We start from the raw sequence: 13,536 nt of genomic DNA on the forward strand, positions 1-13,536 counted from the left end.
TCGGGTATCGATATCGATAGCGGACCCGAGGGCGACGCGAAGTCAGTCGTCCGGTCGATCGGCGCGCCGATCGAACACCGCGAGCACCGTGTCCGGGTCCGACAGCCCCGGGACCCGGTGCTCCTCGTCGCGGAGTTCGATCACGACCGTCTCGGTGCCGAGCCGGCGGTCGAGCCACGTCCGTTCCACGCGCAAGCCGGTCTCATCCCACGACTCGACGCGCCACAGCGTCGCACCGAACAGGCGGTCGCGGGCGACGAGCGCGTCGTCGCCGGCGCGGTACGCGACGAGACCGTGCCGGAGCTCGTGGTCGACCGCGGCGAGAGAGAGCGGGACTGCGACGGCGACGACCGAGAGGACGGTGACGGTCGTCCAGTCGCCGCCGATCGCGAACAGCGCCGCGACGAACACGGGGACAGCGGCGAGCCACCACAGCCCCGGGTGGACGGAGACCGTCGCGAGCGCCCCGGCGAACCGCGAGCGCCGGGGAAGACGGACCGCATCGACCGGACCGTCGAGGGAGCTGTGGACCGAGTCGGTGGTCGGCGGGTCGTACGAGAACCCGAGGTCCAACGCCTGCGACTCGTCGAACGCGTCGACCCGGTCGCGGTACAGCCCCGCGAGGTCGACGGCGGCCTTCAACCCGATCACGCCGAGCAGGAGGGGGAGGCCGACCGCGTCGGGATCGAGCGCCGATATCGGCGCGTCCCCGTCGAGCGTCGCCGCACCGACGAGCGCGACGGTGAACAGCGCGGCGAAGAACACGGCTCCGGCGTGGACGAACACGCCGCGAACGGCCGTCTGCGCGCTGTGGTCGCGGTACTCGCCGCCGGCGAAGTACTCGGCGAGCGTCGTCGCTCCCTCGCCGACGAAGACGGCGAGGACCGCGAGGGTCACGGTGTCGAGCGCGTCCGGCGAGAGGCCGCCGTCGGCGACGACGCCCACCGTGAGTCCCCCGACGAACAGCCAGACGGCACAGAGTATCGGAGCGATGACCGGGAGCACGAGCAGCGATGAGAGACGGATCTGAACTCCCGTGCGAGGGACGGAGAGCGCGGCGCGGCGGCTCGCGAGCGGCCCGGCGATCAGCGCGGTGCGCTCGATCTCGGACGGTCGGCCGGCGAACAGCGCGCGGACGAGGGCCCAGAGCGAGGCGATTCCGAGTTCGAACCAGTACAGCGTCATCAGCGCGGCCGCGTTCCAGCCGACCGCGACGACGCCCGCGAGCGGGAGGAGATTCGAGACGAAGAGCGCGAGCGCCCTGAAGCGGCGACCCCGAGCGAGCGCGCTCAACGGACCGGAGCGAGCGGTAGAGGGCATTCCGATCGTCGATCTGTGTCCCGAGCCTAAAAACGGTCCGCGACGCTCACCGCGCCGGGCCGGCGTCGCGGTGGAGGTAGAGGTACGCGAGCACGGGGACGATGGTGAACGCGAGGGTCGCGACCGCCCAGAGGGGCGCGTAGCGGCTCCCGCGCTCCCTCGCGTCGCGGTAGATCCACGCCGCGGCGGCGACGACGACCCCGTAGACCACGAGCGTGAGCGGGAGCGACCACGGGAGGGCGACCCCGGAGAGGAGCGTCATGATACCCTGTTCGGCGGGCGACGCTTATAGTTCGCCCGTGAGGTCGGCCCGCATGACGAAGTCGGGCTCGCCGGCGACCGGCACCCGGTTCGCGCCGGTGTCGCTCACGTGCTCCACCGTCTCGGGGATCAGCACGCGCGCGGCGTCGGCGTCGACCGCGGCCGCGTCCGCGGCGATCGATTTATAAAGCGCGCCCGCCGCGTCGACGTCTCGCCAGGCGGCGGCGCCGTACACGGCGACGCGCTCGGGGGCGTCGTCCCCGTCGTCGCCCGGCCGCTCCGAGACGCGGGCCCGGACCGCGAACCCGGCCAGCGCGTCGGCGCCGGCGACCGCCAGGAGGCGGTCGTCGTCGGCCGCGACCCGGAGCCGCTCGCGAGTGAGTTCGGAACAGGCCCACGGCTCGCCGTCGTCGAGCGCGAGCCCGCCGAGGTGGTCGCGGGCGTCGCTGTCGGCCCAGAACGCCCACGCGGCGTTCGGGTCCGGACCGTCGAGGACGCGGAGCCCGTCGGAGTCGGAGGCAGTCGCCGCGGTCTCCGGATCGCCGACGTCCGCCGCCGGCTCGGGCTCCGCGAACCGGAACTCCGTCGCCGGCTCGAAGCCGACCGCGCGAGACTGGCCGAGTCCGGCGACGTTCCACGAGAAGACCATATTCCGGCAGACCGTCGCGCCGCGGTCGCGCGCCCAGTCGAGCGCGCCGGTCGAGAGGGCGGTCCCGACGCCGAAGCCGCGGGCGGCGGGGTCGACGCGGATCCCCTGTCCCCACGCCTCCCACTCGGTGAGCAGGGCGCCCCGGATGCAGCCGACGACGGCCTCCGGCTCGCCGGGGGCGGCGGCGCCCGCGCCGTCGCCCTCGATCACGGTGTCACCCGGATCGCGGTCGTCGTTCCCCGCGACCGCGTCGCTCCCGGCCACCGCCTCGGGCGGAAGCGTCGCGACGAAGGTGCCGCGGTCCGGGTCGTCGGCGGCGACCCACTCGGGGAACACCCGCGGGAGGTAGTCCTCGTGCCGCTCGCCCCACGTGTCCCGCGTGAACGCCGCGACCGCGCCGGCGTCGGCGGGGCGGGCCTCGCGGACGACGACGGTCGGTCCGGCGGGCGTCGATCCGGGGGCGCGCGGCGGCTCCCCGTCCGACTCCGTCATCGCCAGGGCTGCGACTCCTCGGTGAGCTCCCGCGAGGTCGCGGGCCATCGCTCGGCGGGGTCCGACAGGTTCGCGAGCGCCCACATGAGCTTCACCTTCGCGGTGCCGGGGAGGGTGTCGCCCGCCTCGACGACGCCCGCGTCGAGCAGGTCGCGGCCGGTGTCGTACACGCGGTCGCAGACGCGGCCGTCGAGGCACTGGCTCGTCATCGCGACGACGGTGCCGTCCTCGACCAGCTCCGCGATCCGCGGGACGAGGTCGGTGTGGACGTGGCCGAGACCAGTCCCCTCGATCACGACGCCGTCCTTGCCGTCGAGGTAGTCCCACGCGGCCGGGTCCATGCCCGGCGTGAACTTCGCGAGCTCCACGTCGCCGTCGAGGTCGGGCGCGAGGCCGGCCTCCGCGTCTCCGTCGCCCTCGCTCGCCTCACTCCCCCGCGGGAGCGGCTCTCGGTTCCACTCGATGGCGGCGTCGGCCGCGTCGCCCTCGGCGCCCGCCTCGGCCGCGGCCTCGTAGTCGATGACGCCGAGCGATCGGGCGCCGACCGTCTCGAAGGCGTCGCGGCGAGAGGTGTGGTTCTTCCGGACGCGGGTGCCGCGGTGGAGCGCGCAGGCGTCGTCGGAGGGGCTCGCGTGCATGCAGACGAGCGTCTCCGCGTGGTCGGCCTTCGCGGCCTCGACCGCGCACACCGCGTTCATCACGTTGTCCGAGGAGGGGCGGTCCGCGGAGCGCTGGCTCCCGGTGAACACGACCGGAACGGGCGAGTCGAGCATGAAGGAGAGCGCGGAGGCGGAGTACTGCATCGTGTCGGTGCCGTGCATCACGACGACGCCGTCCGCGCCGGCCGCGACCTCCTCCGCGACCGCCTCGGCGAGCTCCCGCCAGATGGACGGCTCCATGTTCTCGGAGAGGATGTTGGCGACGACGCGCCCGCGGTAGTTCGCGCGGCCGGCCAGGTCGGGCACGGCCCGAAGCACGTCCTCGGCGTCGAACTGGGCGGTGACCGCGCCGGTCCGGTAGTCGACGGTCGAGGCGATCGTCGCGCCGGTCGAGATGAGCGACACCGTCGGCAGGTCGTCGTCGAAGGTGATCTCGGAGGCCTCGCCGCCGCCCGCGTCGGCCCCCTCGTCGACGTCGCGGGCGCCCGATTCGAGCACTTCGACGTCGGCCTCGTCGCGGTCGACGCCGACGTTGTACCCCCCGTCGAGCTTGACGACGAGGTGGTCGCGAGTCGTCGAGGGGAGCAGTACGCCCTCGTTCGTGACGTCCCCGCGCTCGACGCGGACGCGATCTCCCGGTTGCATACCACCCGCTTCCCCTGCGGCGGACTTGAATCCAACCGTTCGGCCGCGGCGACCGCTTCCGGGCGGCGACCGTTCCCAGGCCGGCGACGGCTCGCCCGCTTTTCACTCCCTCCGCTCCCACCGTTCCCTCCGCTCCCTCCACACCACCGCTATAGTATTGCAAACAACCCACATGATTCAAAACATTCATATAGAATCGCTACCCTATAATTAACTGCATTCGAGGTGATGAGCAATGGCTCTGCCGACGCCGACCAGTTCGTGGACGCAGGGGTTCGACTTCCCGAACCGACTGTTCGAAACCGGTGGTAACGACTACGAACTGTACGAGGAGGAGGACGAGTTCGTCCTCTCCATAGAGCTCCCCGGGTTCGATCCCGAGGAGATCACGGCCTCGTGGGACGACGGCGTCCTCAACGTCGCCGCCGAACGCGAGGACGAACAGCGCGGCATGCGCCGGACCTACCACCGTCGGTTCCGCTTCCCGAAGACCGTCGACGAGGAGGCCATCGATGCCTCGTATCAGAACGGCATCCTCAGCGTTCGGCTGCCCGTCGTCGTCGACGCCGCGATGACCGGAACGGAGATCGAGATCGAGAGCTGACGCGGGCGTCTCGCCCGCTGGGACCGCTCGCGAATCGGTTCCCGTCCGGGGTCGGTACGCCTTTTACCGGTCGCGCAGACCGTGACGGCATGGACCGCGACGCGTTCGCCGCCAGCATCGACCACACCGTGCTCGGCCCGGAGACGACTTGGAGAGACGTCGAGGCAGTCCTCGCCGAGGCGGCCGACCACGGGATGAACGCCTGCATTCCCCCCTGCTACGTCGCAGAGGCGGCCGACTACGGGAACGCCCCGTCGACGATCGCGACCGTCGCGGGGTTCCCCCACGGTCAGCACGCGCCGGAGGCGAAGCGGGACGAGGCGGTCGGCGCGTGGGAGGACGGCGCCGACGAGATCGACCTGGTGATCAACGTCGGCCGCCTGAAGGCCGGCGAGGACGACGTCGTCGCCGCCGAGATCTCCGACGTGGTCGCCGCGGTGCCGGTCCCGGTGAAGGTGATCATCGAGACCGCGCTCCTGACCGACGACGAGAAGCGCCGCGCCTGCGAGGCCGCCGTCGAGGCCGACGCCGACATGGTGAAGACGTCGACGGGCTTCGCCGACGGCGGCGCGACCGTCGCCGACGTGGAACTGATGAGCGAGTACCTCCCGGTGAAGGCCTCCGGCGGCGTCGGCTCATACGAGGAGGCGAAAGCGATGCTCGACGCGGGCGCGGCGCGGATCGGCGCCTCCTCCGGCGTTGCGATCGTCGAAGGCCACCCCGAGAGCGGGGACTAGCGTTCGTCGGCCGACCGGTCTCGTCCGTCGCCGTCGGCGGCGAGGCCGTGTCCGGTTCGGTCGTCGCCGCCGACCCCGCCCTGCCCGGCGTTCTCGCCGTCCGTCTCGCTCTCGATATCGTCCGGGTCCACGTCGACCTCGAAGGCCGAGACGGACTCCGAGAGCGCCTCGGCCTGCTCCCGGAGCCGGTCGGCGTTTTCGGCGATCGTGGTGACGGTCGCCGTCTGCTGCTCGGCGGCGGCGGACACCTGCTCGGAGCCGGTGGCGACCTCCCCGCTCACCTCGGCGACGTCCTCCACCCCCTCGACCGCGCGCTGGGTCGACCGGGCCTGGTCCTCGGCGGCCTCGCTTATCTCCTGGACACCGTGATTCGTCTCCTCGACCGCGTCGACGACGGCCTCGAGGGACGACGACGCCTCGCGAACGGTGTCGGACCCCTCGTCGATCCGCGCGTTCGTCTCGCGGATGTCGTCGACTGTCTCGTCCGCCTCCCCGCGGACGGCGTCGATCTGCGACTCGATCTCGGCGGCCGCCTCCTGCGTCTCCTCCGCGAGGTCCTTGACCTCGTCGGCGACGACCGCGAAGCCCTCGCCGGCCTCGCCGGCGCGGGCGGCCTCGATGGAGGCGTTCAACGCGAGGATGTTCGTCTGCTCGGCCACGTCGGTGATGAACTCGACGACCTCGTCGATCTCGTCCATGCGGTCGTCGAGCGACTCCATCTGCTCGACCGCGGCCGCGGAGCGCTCCTCGATCGCGTCCATCTCGTCGAGCGCCTCCGCGGCGGCCTCGCGCCCGGTCGCGCCGCGTTCCGAGGCGGCCTCCGCGGTCTCCGCGACGGACGCGGCCGACGACGCGACCTCCTCGATGCTCGCGGAGAGGTCGCTCATTTCGCCGCTCACCGCGTCGAGCCGCTCGTCCTGTCTGACCGCCCCGTCGGCGATCTCCTGGATCTGCTCGCTGACGGTCCCGCTCGCGGTCTCGACCTCGTCGGCGCCGGTCGCGAGCTCCGCGCTCGCGTCGTCGACCTCGGCGGCGAAGGCGGCGACCCGCGCGGTGGTCCGTTCCAGCTGGGACACCATGTCGTTGAACTCCTCGGCGATCTCCCGCATCGCGTCGCGGTCCGCGTCGGGGTCCATCCGCCGGGTGAGATCGCCGTCCGCGACCGCTCCCATCACCTCGCTGTAGTCGGCCGCGCGGGTTTCCATGTCCCGGGTGACGGCCTCGGCCTCCTCGCGAGCCGCCTCCGCCTCGTCTGCCGCGGTCTCGGCCTCGGCGATCCGCTCGCGGAGCGCGTCCCGCATCTCGCCGAAGCTCGTGAACAGGCGACCGATCTCGTCGATCCGGCCGGTCGTCAGGTCGACGTCGAGGTCGCCCGACTCGATGCGCTCGGCGCGGTCTCGCAGCCGCGCGAGGGGGACGACCGTCCGGCTACCGAGCACGGCCCCGACGATACCCAGCGACGCGAGCGTGAGGAGGAGCAGCAGCAGCACCGAGTCCCCCACGTCGTTCCGGACGGCGAAGGCCGTCGACTGGTCGACGCTCGTGACCGCCACCCAGTCCGTGTCGGGGACCGACGCGTACGCGTGGACCTGACCGTCGCCGATCCGCGTCGCGGTCGTTGCGTTCCCCTCTCGGACCGTCTCGACGGCGTCGGCGTGTTCGCCCTCGTCGACCGTGCCGTCGATGTCGAGGACTGTCTGCCCGGCGGCGTTGAGGATCATCGTCTCCTCGCCGGTGTCGGTGTTCTGGATCCGTTCGAGCTGCGGCTGGATGCGAGTCACCACGACGAGGTACCGACCGTCGGCCCGCGGCACGGAGCTGGCGAACGCCATCACCGGCCGGTCGTTGAGCACGGGCGACCGGTACGAGCGAGCCGACCGCCAGACGCGGTCGTCGCTCCCGACGCCCTCCGGGACGTCGGCGTCGCTCCACGGCGCGTCGAGGTCGCTCGGGGCGCGGCCCTCCAACGGCTGTTCCGTGCTTGCGACGACCCGGTCTTCCCCCGAGTCGACGAGGTGGATGCTGACGATGTCGTCGGAGAGCAGCTCGTCTTTCAACAGGATGTACGCCGGCGCGCGCCGGTCCGACCGGAGCGCGTCGGCCGCCGACATCGATCGGGTCTCCGTGCTCATCCGCTCGGTCCACGAGCCGATCGCGTCGGCCTGTAGGCCGCCGGTCTCGGCCAGTTGGGTCGTCGCGTCGGCCTCCACGGTCTCTCCGGTCTGGAGGTAAGTGAACGCGCCGCCCGCGACGACGACCGCCGCCACGACGAGGAACGCGAGCGCGAACTTGGCGGCGTACCGTCGTCGGACCGCGTCGGGAAGGACCCGACTCGCCGCCCGCGCCAGCCGGTCGACGACTCCGGGAGCCATCAGTTCAACTCCTCCGGGTCCGAGGGGACCGACAGGTCGCCGGCGACGATCCGGTCGCCGGACGCGGCGATCGCGGCGCGCACGTCGTCCGGGATCACCGGCCCGAGCGACGTGCCGTACACGAGCGCGACGCCGTCCTCGGCGAGGCCGAGCGCGGCCGTCTCACCCGTGCCGAGGTCGCCGTCGATGGTCCGTTCGGCGGCGTCGTAAACGGCGGTACCGACGCGTTTCACCATCGACGCGAGGATCACGTCCGCGTACCGCGGGTTGCTCCGCGACTGGTCGGAGTCGACGCCGATCGCGTACCGGCCGTACTCCTGTGCGGCCTGAAACACGCCGAGGCCGCTCCCGCCGCCCGCGTGATACACCACGTCGGCGCCCTGATCGTACATCTCCGCTGCGGCGGCGTACCCGCTCTCGGGGTCGTCGAATGCGCCGACGTACGTGGCGAGCGTCGACGCGTCCGCGGCCGCGTGGTCGACGCCGGCGCGGTAGCCGGCCTCGAACTTGCGCACGAGGTCCGACTCGACGCCGCCGACGAAGCCGACGGTCCGTTCGTCGGGAACGGTGGATCCCGCCCCGACCGACACGTCGCGGCCCGTCACCAGCCCGGCGAGGTGACCCGCCTGAAACGACCCCTCGTGTTCGCGGAACACGTAGCTCGCCACGTTGTCGCGGTCGACGGCGGAGTCAACGATCGCGTACCGCTGGTCCGGATGCTCGCTCGCGACCGCCGAGAGGCCGTCCGCCTGGAGGAACCCGACACAACAGATCAGGTCGTAATCGGGGTCGTTCGACTCCGACAGCGACGCCTGCGTGCTCCGAAGCTCCGGGAACGCGCTCGGCTCCTCGTTCGCGAACGCCACGTCGTGGTCGAGGCGCGCGCGTTGGATCCCCCTGTTGGCGGCGTCGTTGAACGATCGGTCGTCGAGTCCGCCGAGCGCGTAGATCATGCCGACCGTCGCGCTGGCGTCGCTCGCGTCGCCGATCGCCGATTCGTCGGCCGTCGTCGCCGCGTTCGTTCCGTCTCCGGCCGAAGTCGAACCGTCGCCGGGGTCGCCGCCCAGACACCCGGCGAGGCCGCCGGCCGCCGCGGCGCCGACTCCGGCGACGACCCGGCGACGTGAGACTGTCGTCAGCGATCGCGTATGCGTCATCTGATCTGGCGTCGACGGATCGGAGGGAAAACAGCTGCGCGTAAATTATCGACGATGATAGTAACTATTGACGAGGGATCGCGAGTCCGTCCGACGCGCCGCGACCCGAATCCGGCCCGTCCACGCATTCTCCGGGCGTGGGAACGCCCTCGTACCCATTTACCTATCGAGTCAGTATCAGGTGGTATGAGTCATTCGACCGGACCCGAATCGCGTGGTTTAGACCTCGACACGGCCTTCAAGGCGTTTGGCGCGGTGGGGATCCTCATCGCTATCGCCCTCACCGTCCTGGTATTCGCGCTGACGAACCCGTTCGGCGGCTACGTCGACGTCTCGCCGGCCGTGTACGGGAGCCTGCTTTCGACGGGCCTGCTCGCCGCCGTCGGCTACGCGACCTACGCGCTGCGGCGTCGCTGAGCGGTCGCCGAACGCTCCGGCCGAGAGGCCGACCGAGGCGGATCGTATCGACGCCCGTGCGGATCCGGCACGGGGCGGTCGGTCGCACGGCACGCTCCTGAGACGTAGTTGTGCGCGTACTATACAACAGCATTCAGCACCCGCCGCGGACGCGGCCGACAGCTCGTCCGCGGCGTGCGGCGCGCGGCGAGGTCACACCGACCGCGGCGGCGGCACGAGGAAGACGTTGCCCGTCGCCCGGGCGACCACTTCCTGGGAGACGCTGCCGAGCAGCAGTCGGCGCAGCCGGCTGCGACCCCGTGAGCCGATCATCAGCGTGCTCGGGTCGTGCTCCGCCTCTGCGGCGAGGATCTCGTCCGCGGGGTCGCCGCGGCGGATCTCCGTGCGGGCGTCGAGCTCCAGCTCGTCCAGCCGGTCGGCGAGGTCGTCGAGGCGGTCCTGCGGGTCGGCGCCCTCGCCCGTGTCGTCTTTCGGCGACTCGACGTGGACCAGCGTGACCTCCTTCGTCGCGTGCCGGAGGTACTCGAACGACCGAAACGCGCGCTCGGCGTTCTCAGAGAAGTCCGTCGCGAACAGCGTTCGCTTGAACAGGTGTCGGCGGACCGTCTCGGGCTCCTCGACGCCGCGCTCGATGCGGTCGACGATGAGCGGCACGACCGTCGTGCGGGCGAGGTTGCGCGCGGTCGACCCGATCACGCGGTTCTCGAGCGGGCTCTTCCCGCGCGAACCGACCATTATCAGGTCGGCGTTCACGGAGCCCGCGACCCCGTTGATCCGTCGGTGCGGCGTCCCGCGGACGACGTGCGTCTCGACGTCGAACCCGGCGTCTTCGACCGTCGAACTGTAGCGGCGAAGCGCCTCCTTCCGGCGCTTCTCGAACCCCATCCCGGGCATCCCCGAGTGGACGTTGGAGGGCACGACCGTCACGAGGTGGATCCGGTCGACGCCGATCTGTTCGAGGCAGCTCAGCCCGGTCTCCGACTGGATCATCGACTCGCTCGCCGTCGAGAGGTCCGTCGCGAGCACCGCCGACTTCCCGGTCATCGTCCCCACCCCGGCAGAACCGTCGCGCGACGGTTATCAATATTTCTCATACTGTACAATACTGTTGCTCGCATTATAAAACGCTCGGTCGGTTCCGATCCGGGCGATCCGGCGCGAACGGCGTGCGGTGCGCCCCGAGTCCTGAAGTATAACGGCCCGGAGAGCGAACCGGTGTCCATGAGCGACGAGTCGATCGAGGCCGCGGTCGAGCGGTTCCTCGACGAGACCGAGTCCGCGCTGAACGACTACGATCAGGGGTACGCCGACGCCGACGCGACGCTGTCGGTGGTCCGGACCCGCATCGACGATCTGGCCGCCGCCGCCGACGAGTCCGACGGAGCGGAGCCGCCCGAAGGTGGAGAGTAGCCGACGAGGGAGGGGAGAGGAGCCGACGAGGGAGGGGAGAGGAGCCGACGAGGGAGCGAAGAGGAGAGAAGAGCCGCCGGGACGAGGAGCGACCGACTACGGTCGCGCGCCGATCAGCTCCCGGACGCGGGCCACGTGCTCCCCGAAGGCCGGGTCGCCGCGCTCTCGGGGCCGATCGACGCCGACGTCGACGACCTCGGCGACGCGGCCCGGCTCGGCGGCCATCACGACGATCCGGTCGGCGAGCGTCACCGCCTCGGCGACGTCGTGAGTGACGAACAGGACCGTCTTTCCGGTCGAGGCCCACACGTCGAGCAGTTCCCGCTGGAGCATCTCCCGCGTCTGCGCGTCCACCGCGCCGAACGGCTCGTCCATCAGGAGCAGTTCCGGGTCCACGGCGAGCGCCCGCGCGATGGCGACGCGCTGTTTCATGCCGCCCGAGAGCGACTTCGGGTACGACTCCCGGAACTCCGAGAGCCCGACGAGTTCGAGCATCTCGTCGACCCGACTCGCGCGCTCCGCCTCGGACCGGTCGCTCCGTTCGAGCCCGTAGCCGACGTTCTCCTCGACCGTGAGCCACGGGAACAGGTGGTACTCCTGGAAGACGACCCCCATGTCCGTCGTCGGCCCGGTGACCGGGGCGCCGGCGAGGCGGACCTGCCCGTCGGTGGCCCCGGTGAGCCCGGCGATGATCCGGAACAGCGTCGTCTTCCCGCAGCCGGACGGGCCGACGAGACAGACGAACTCGCCGCCGTCGACCCCGAAGGAGACGTCGTCGAGCGCCCGGACCGGGTTCCCGTCGCCGTCGTACGTCTTGCCGACGCCGTCGACGACGACGCCGGACTCTCCGGCGATCGCGCCCGTGCGGTCGTCGCCCGTGGTCGGCCCCTCGTTCACGCCCGCCACACTAACACCCTCCGTTGGACCGCGCGGAACGCCACGTCGACGAGGAGGTACATCAGGCTCAACACGAGGATGTACGCGATCACGGTGTCGACGAGCAGGTTGTTGCTCGCGCGCAGGATCTCGCGGCCGACGCCCGGCACGCCGAATATCTCGGAGGCCACCACGAGCATCCAGCAGCGTCCGAGCCCGGTCCGGATCCCGGTGAGGATCCCGGGCAGCGAGGCCGGGAGGACGATCGACCGGACCATGTCGAGGTCGCCGCGGACCCCGAGCGTGCGGCCCACGTCGAGCAGGTCCTCCGAGACCCCCTCGACGGCCTCGTACGCCGCGTAGTAGTTGATCCAGAACGCGCCGACCGCGATGATGAAGGCCGCGCCGGCGTCGTTGATCCCGAACCACGCGATCGCGAAGCCGATCAGCGCGAGCGGCGGGACCGGCCGGAGCGTCCTGACGAGCGGGGCGGTCACGTCGTCGAGGAGCCCGTTCCACGAGAACGCGACGCCGGCGGCGACGCCGAGTCCGGTGCCGACTATCGTCCCCGGGATCCAGTGTCGGACACTCGACCACAGCGCGGTCGTCATCGTGCCGGAGGCGAGCTCCTCGGCGAACGCGACCCCGACCGCCGCCGGCGACGGCAGCACGTACGCCGGCTGGGTGAGCGAGACGAGGTGCCAGACGACCAGGAACCCGACGACGCCGGCCGCGCCGCGGAGAAGCCGGCGCGGGTCGTCGAGGCCGAGGCCGATGCGCAGTTCGTTCCCGTCGAACCGGCTGCCGGTGTCGGTCGCCATCAGAGCGAGTCGTAGACGTCGAAGTCGAAGATCGTCTCGTTCGACAGCTGTTCGTCGATCTGCCCGTTGTTCGCGGCGAACTCGGAGAACACCGGGGTCGCCTCGACGATCTCGCGGGGGTCGGTGACGAAGTTCGACAGCGGCGAGTCGAGCGCGCGCCGGGCGCGGTCGGCCGGCATCCCGATCCCCGACTCGACGTGTCCGGCGGTCGCGTCCGGGTTCTCACCGATGAACTCGGTGGCGCGGACGTGCTGCTCGACGAACTGCGCGGCCAGCGGCGACTCGCGGACGGCGTCGCTCATCAGCGTGACCGCCGCGGGCTGGCCGGGGAGGATCTGCGCGGCCGTCCGGAGCATCGTCACGGACGACCCCTCCGCCTGCGCGATCGTCGGCACCGGCTCCATGATGGAGGTACCGTCGATCTCGCCGTTGGCGATCGCCTGCCAGACCGCGCTGGCCCCGTTGATCTCGATGATCTCGACGTGCTCGTTCGACTCGGGATCGACGCCGTTCTCTTGGAGCCAGTAGCGGAGCAGCACGTCCGGGACGCTCCCCTGCGGGAAGGTGCCGAAGCGGAAGGGGCCGCCGTTCTCCTCGGCCCAGGTCGCGAACGCGTCGCCGCCCTCCGCCTCGAAGGGCTCGTGGAACGACTCCGCGGTCATGATCCCCATCGGCTCGCGGATGTTCGCGGCCGTCACCTGCGCGGGGATGTCGCGGTCGATGACGATCATCGCCGGCACGATCCCGAACATGGCGACGTCGATGTCGCCGCCGCCGAACGCCTGCACGATCGCCGGGCCGTCGGTGAACTCCTTCCCGGTGACCTCGGCGTCGATCTCGGAGAAGTACCCCTCGCCCTCCATCACGTACCACTGGAGGTCGGGGTATATCGGCATGTGTGCGACCGTCAGCTCGTCGAGTCCGCCGCCGCCGCCGAGACAGCCGGCGAGCCCGAGCGTCGCGGAGGAGCCCGCGGCGGCGAGGAAGGACCGACGCGAGGTCGGCGCGCGTGTTCCGTGCATACGGTATAAACGGGCTCCCCGGGCAACACCCCCGCGTCACCAGCAACGAAGGCGTATTCCGATGACGGTCGAGAGTCGGTCGAAACGGAGAATA

Annotated in this window: 14 protein-coding genes; 4 read left to right on the forward strand and 10 right to left on the reverse strand. The window is 71.2% G+C overall.

Features of this window, described 5'->3' with window-relative positions; all coding sequences use genetic code 11:
• Window positions 1-42: 42 nt before the first annotated feature.
• From DJ82_RS04760 to gatD, 4 genes are read right to left on the reverse strand one after another with little or no spacing between them, the layout of a single operon-like run.
• Window positions 43-1,320, reverse strand: coding sequence for a DUF6498-containing protein (locus DJ82_RS04760; RefSeq protein WP_094581185.1), 1,278 nt, complete (start codon window positions 1,318-1,320; stop codon window positions 43-45).
• 46 nt (window positions 1,321-1,366) lie between these two features.
• On the reverse strand, window positions 1,367-1,582 hold the full coding sequence (locus tag DJ82_RS04765; protein ID WP_094523515.1) for a hypothetical protein: 216 nt from the start codon (window positions 1,580-1,582) through the stop codon (window positions 1,367-1,369).
• Between the two features lie 24 nt (window positions 1,583-1,606).
• Window positions 1,607-2,722 carry a GNAT family N-acetyltransferase gene (locus DJ82_RS04770; RefSeq protein ID WP_094581186.1) on the reverse strand — a complete coding sequence of 372 codons (1,116 nt, stop codon included), beginning with the start codon at window positions 2,720-2,722 and terminating at the stop codon, window positions 1,607-1,609.
• Window positions 2,719-4,026 carry a Glu-tRNA(Gln) amidotransferase subunit GatD gene (gatD, locus tag DJ82_RS04775; RefSeq protein WP_094581187.1) on the reverse strand — a complete coding sequence of 436 codons (1,308 nt, stop codon included), beginning with the start codon at window positions 4,024-4,026 and terminating at the stop codon, window positions 2,719-2,721. Before gatD ends, DJ82_RS04770 begins: the two co-directional genes overlap by 4 nt.
• 235 nt (window positions 4,027-4,261) lie before the next feature.
• On the opposite strand from gatD, the gene DJ82_RS04780 reads away from it, so the two are divergent.
• Window positions 4,262-4,630 carry an Hsp20/alpha crystallin family protein gene (locus DJ82_RS04780; RefSeq protein WP_170938243.1) on the forward strand — a complete coding sequence of 123 codons (369 nt, stop codon included), beginning with the start codon at window positions 4,262-4,264 and terminating at the stop codon, window positions 4,628-4,630.
• A gap of 89 nt (window positions 4,631-4,719) precedes the next feature.
• The gene (deoC, locus tag DJ82_RS04785; RefSeq protein ID WP_094523509.1) at window positions 4,720-5,367 is read left to right on the forward strand and encodes a deoxyribose-phosphate aldolase; all 648 of its coding nucleotides are present in this window, start codon (window positions 4,720-4,722) and stop codon (window positions 5,365-5,367) included.
• Here deoC and DJ82_RS04790 read toward each other — a convergent pair.
• Complete coding sequence (locus tag DJ82_RS04790) at window positions 5,364-7,739, reverse strand: methyl-accepting chemotaxis protein (protein WP_094581188.1); 2,376 nt, start codon at window positions 7,737-7,739, stop codon at window positions 5,364-5,366. The genes deoC and DJ82_RS04790 overlap by 4 nt on opposite strands.
• A complete protein-coding gene (locus tag DJ82_RS04795; RefSeq protein WP_094581189.1) occupies window positions 7,739-8,896 on the reverse strand; it encodes a BMP family protein in 1,158 nt (385 codons plus the stop codon). Before DJ82_RS04795 ends, DJ82_RS04790 begins: the two co-directional genes overlap by 1 nt.
• Before the next feature lie 186 nt (window positions 8,897-9,082).
• Here DJ82_RS04795 and DJ82_RS04800 point away from each other — a divergent pair, with 186 nt between their 5' ends.
• On the forward strand, window positions 9,083-9,313 hold the full coding sequence (locus DJ82_RS04800; protein WP_094523503.1) for a hypothetical protein: 231 nt from the start codon (window positions 9,083-9,085) through the stop codon (window positions 9,311-9,313).
• 192 nt (window positions 9,314-9,505) lie between these two features.
• Here the strand turns inward: DJ82_RS04800 and DJ82_RS04805 are convergent, their stop codons facing one another.
• Window positions 9,506-10,357 carry a universal stress protein gene (locus DJ82_RS04805; RefSeq protein WP_094581201.1) on the reverse strand — a complete coding sequence of 284 codons (852 nt, stop codon included), beginning with the start codon at window positions 10,355-10,357 and terminating at the stop codon, window positions 9,506-9,508.
• Window positions 10,358-10,534: 177 nt separating this feature from the next.
• Between DJ82_RS04805 and DJ82_RS04810 the strand changes: the two genes are divergently transcribed.
• Window positions 10,535-10,723, forward strand: coding sequence for a hypothetical protein (locus DJ82_RS04810; protein ID WP_094581190.1), 189 nt, complete (start codon window positions 10,535-10,537; stop codon window positions 10,721-10,723).
• A 96-nt stretch (window positions 10,724-10,819) separates the two neighbouring features.
• Here DJ82_RS04810 and DJ82_RS04815 read toward each other — a convergent pair whose 3' ends face one another.
• The 3 genes from DJ82_RS04815 to DJ82_RS04825 are packed head-to-tail and all read right to left on the reverse strand — an operon-like array spanning window position 10,820 to window position 13,442.
• Entirely contained in the window at window positions 10,820-11,629 is an 810-nt protein-coding gene (locus tag DJ82_RS04815; protein ID WP_094557402.1) for an ABC transporter ATP-binding protein, read from the reverse strand.
• Window positions 11,617-12,420 (reverse strand): ABC transporter permease, encoded by an 804-nt coding sequence (locus DJ82_RS04820; RefSeq protein ID WP_094581191.1) that lies wholly within the window; start codon window positions 12,418-12,420, stop codon window positions 11,617-11,619. The genes DJ82_RS04815 and DJ82_RS04820 overlap by 13 nt, the downstream gene beginning before the upstream one ends.
• Window positions 12,420-13,442, reverse strand: a complete 1,023-nt coding sequence (locus DJ82_RS04825; RefSeq protein WP_094523495.1) for an ABC transporter substrate-binding protein — start codon at window positions 13,440-13,442, stop codon at window positions 12,420-12,422. The genes DJ82_RS04820 and DJ82_RS04825 overlap by 1 nt, the downstream gene beginning before the upstream one ends.
• Window positions 13,443-13,536: the final 94 nt, after the last annotated feature.

Source organism: Halorubrum sp. Ib24, assembly GCF_002252745.1.
In the GTDB taxonomy this organism is placed as follows: domain Archaea; phylum Halobacteriota; class Halobacteria; order Halobacteriales; family Haloferacaceae; genus Halorubrum.

Excerpts from the sequence above, each read along its gene's own strand:
- DJ82_RS04760 (WP_094581185.1), bottom strand. The coding sequence starts at position 1,320 with ATGCCCTCTACCGCTCGCTCCGGTCCGTTGAGCGCGCTCGCTCGGGGT.
- DJ82_RS04765 (WP_094523515.1), bottom strand. The coding sequence starts at position 1,582 with ATGACGCTCCTCTCCGGGGTCGCCCTCCCGTGGTCGCTCCCGCTCACG.
- DJ82_RS04770 (WP_094581186.1), bottom strand. The coding sequence starts at position 2,722 with ATGACGGAGTCGGACGGGGAGCCGCCGCGCGCCCCCGGATCGACGCCC.
- gatD (WP_094581187.1), bottom strand. The coding sequence starts at position 4,026 with ATGCAACCGGGAGATCGCGTCCGCGTCGAGCGCGGGGACGTCACGAAC.
- DJ82_RS04780 (WP_170938243.1), top strand. The coding sequence starts at position 4,262 with ATGGCTCTGCCGACGCCGACCAGTTCGTGGACGCAGGGGTTCGACTTC.
- deoC (WP_094523509.1), top strand. The coding sequence starts at position 4,720 with ATGGACCGCGACGCGTTCGCCGCCAGCATCGACCACACCGTGCTCGGC.
- DJ82_RS04790 (WP_094581188.1), bottom strand. The coding sequence starts at position 7,739 with ATGGCTCCCGGAGTCGTCGACCGGCTGGCGCGGGCGGCGAGTCGGGTC.
- DJ82_RS04795 (WP_094581189.1), bottom strand. The coding sequence starts at position 8,896 with ATGACGCATACGCGATCGCTGACGACAGTCTCACGTCGCCGGGTCGTC.
- DJ82_RS04800 (WP_094523503.1), top strand. The coding sequence starts at position 9,083 with ATGAGTCATTCGACCGGACCCGAATCGCGTGGTTTAGACCTCGACACG.
- DJ82_RS04805 (WP_094581201.1), bottom strand. The coding sequence starts at position 10,357 with ATGACCGGGAAGTCGGCGGTGCTCGCGACGGACCTCTCGACGGCGAGC.
- DJ82_RS04810 (WP_094581190.1), top strand. The coding sequence starts at position 10,535 with ATGAGCGACGAGTCGATCGAGGCCGCGGTCGAGCGGTTCCTCGACGAG.
- DJ82_RS04820 (WP_094581191.1), bottom strand. The coding sequence starts at position 12,420 with ATGGCGACCGACACCGGCAGCCGGTTCGACGGGAACGAACTGCGCATC.
- DJ82_RS04825 (WP_094523495.1), bottom strand. The coding sequence starts at position 13,442 with ATGCACGGAACACGCGCGCCGACCTCGCGTCGGTCCTTCCTCGCCGCC.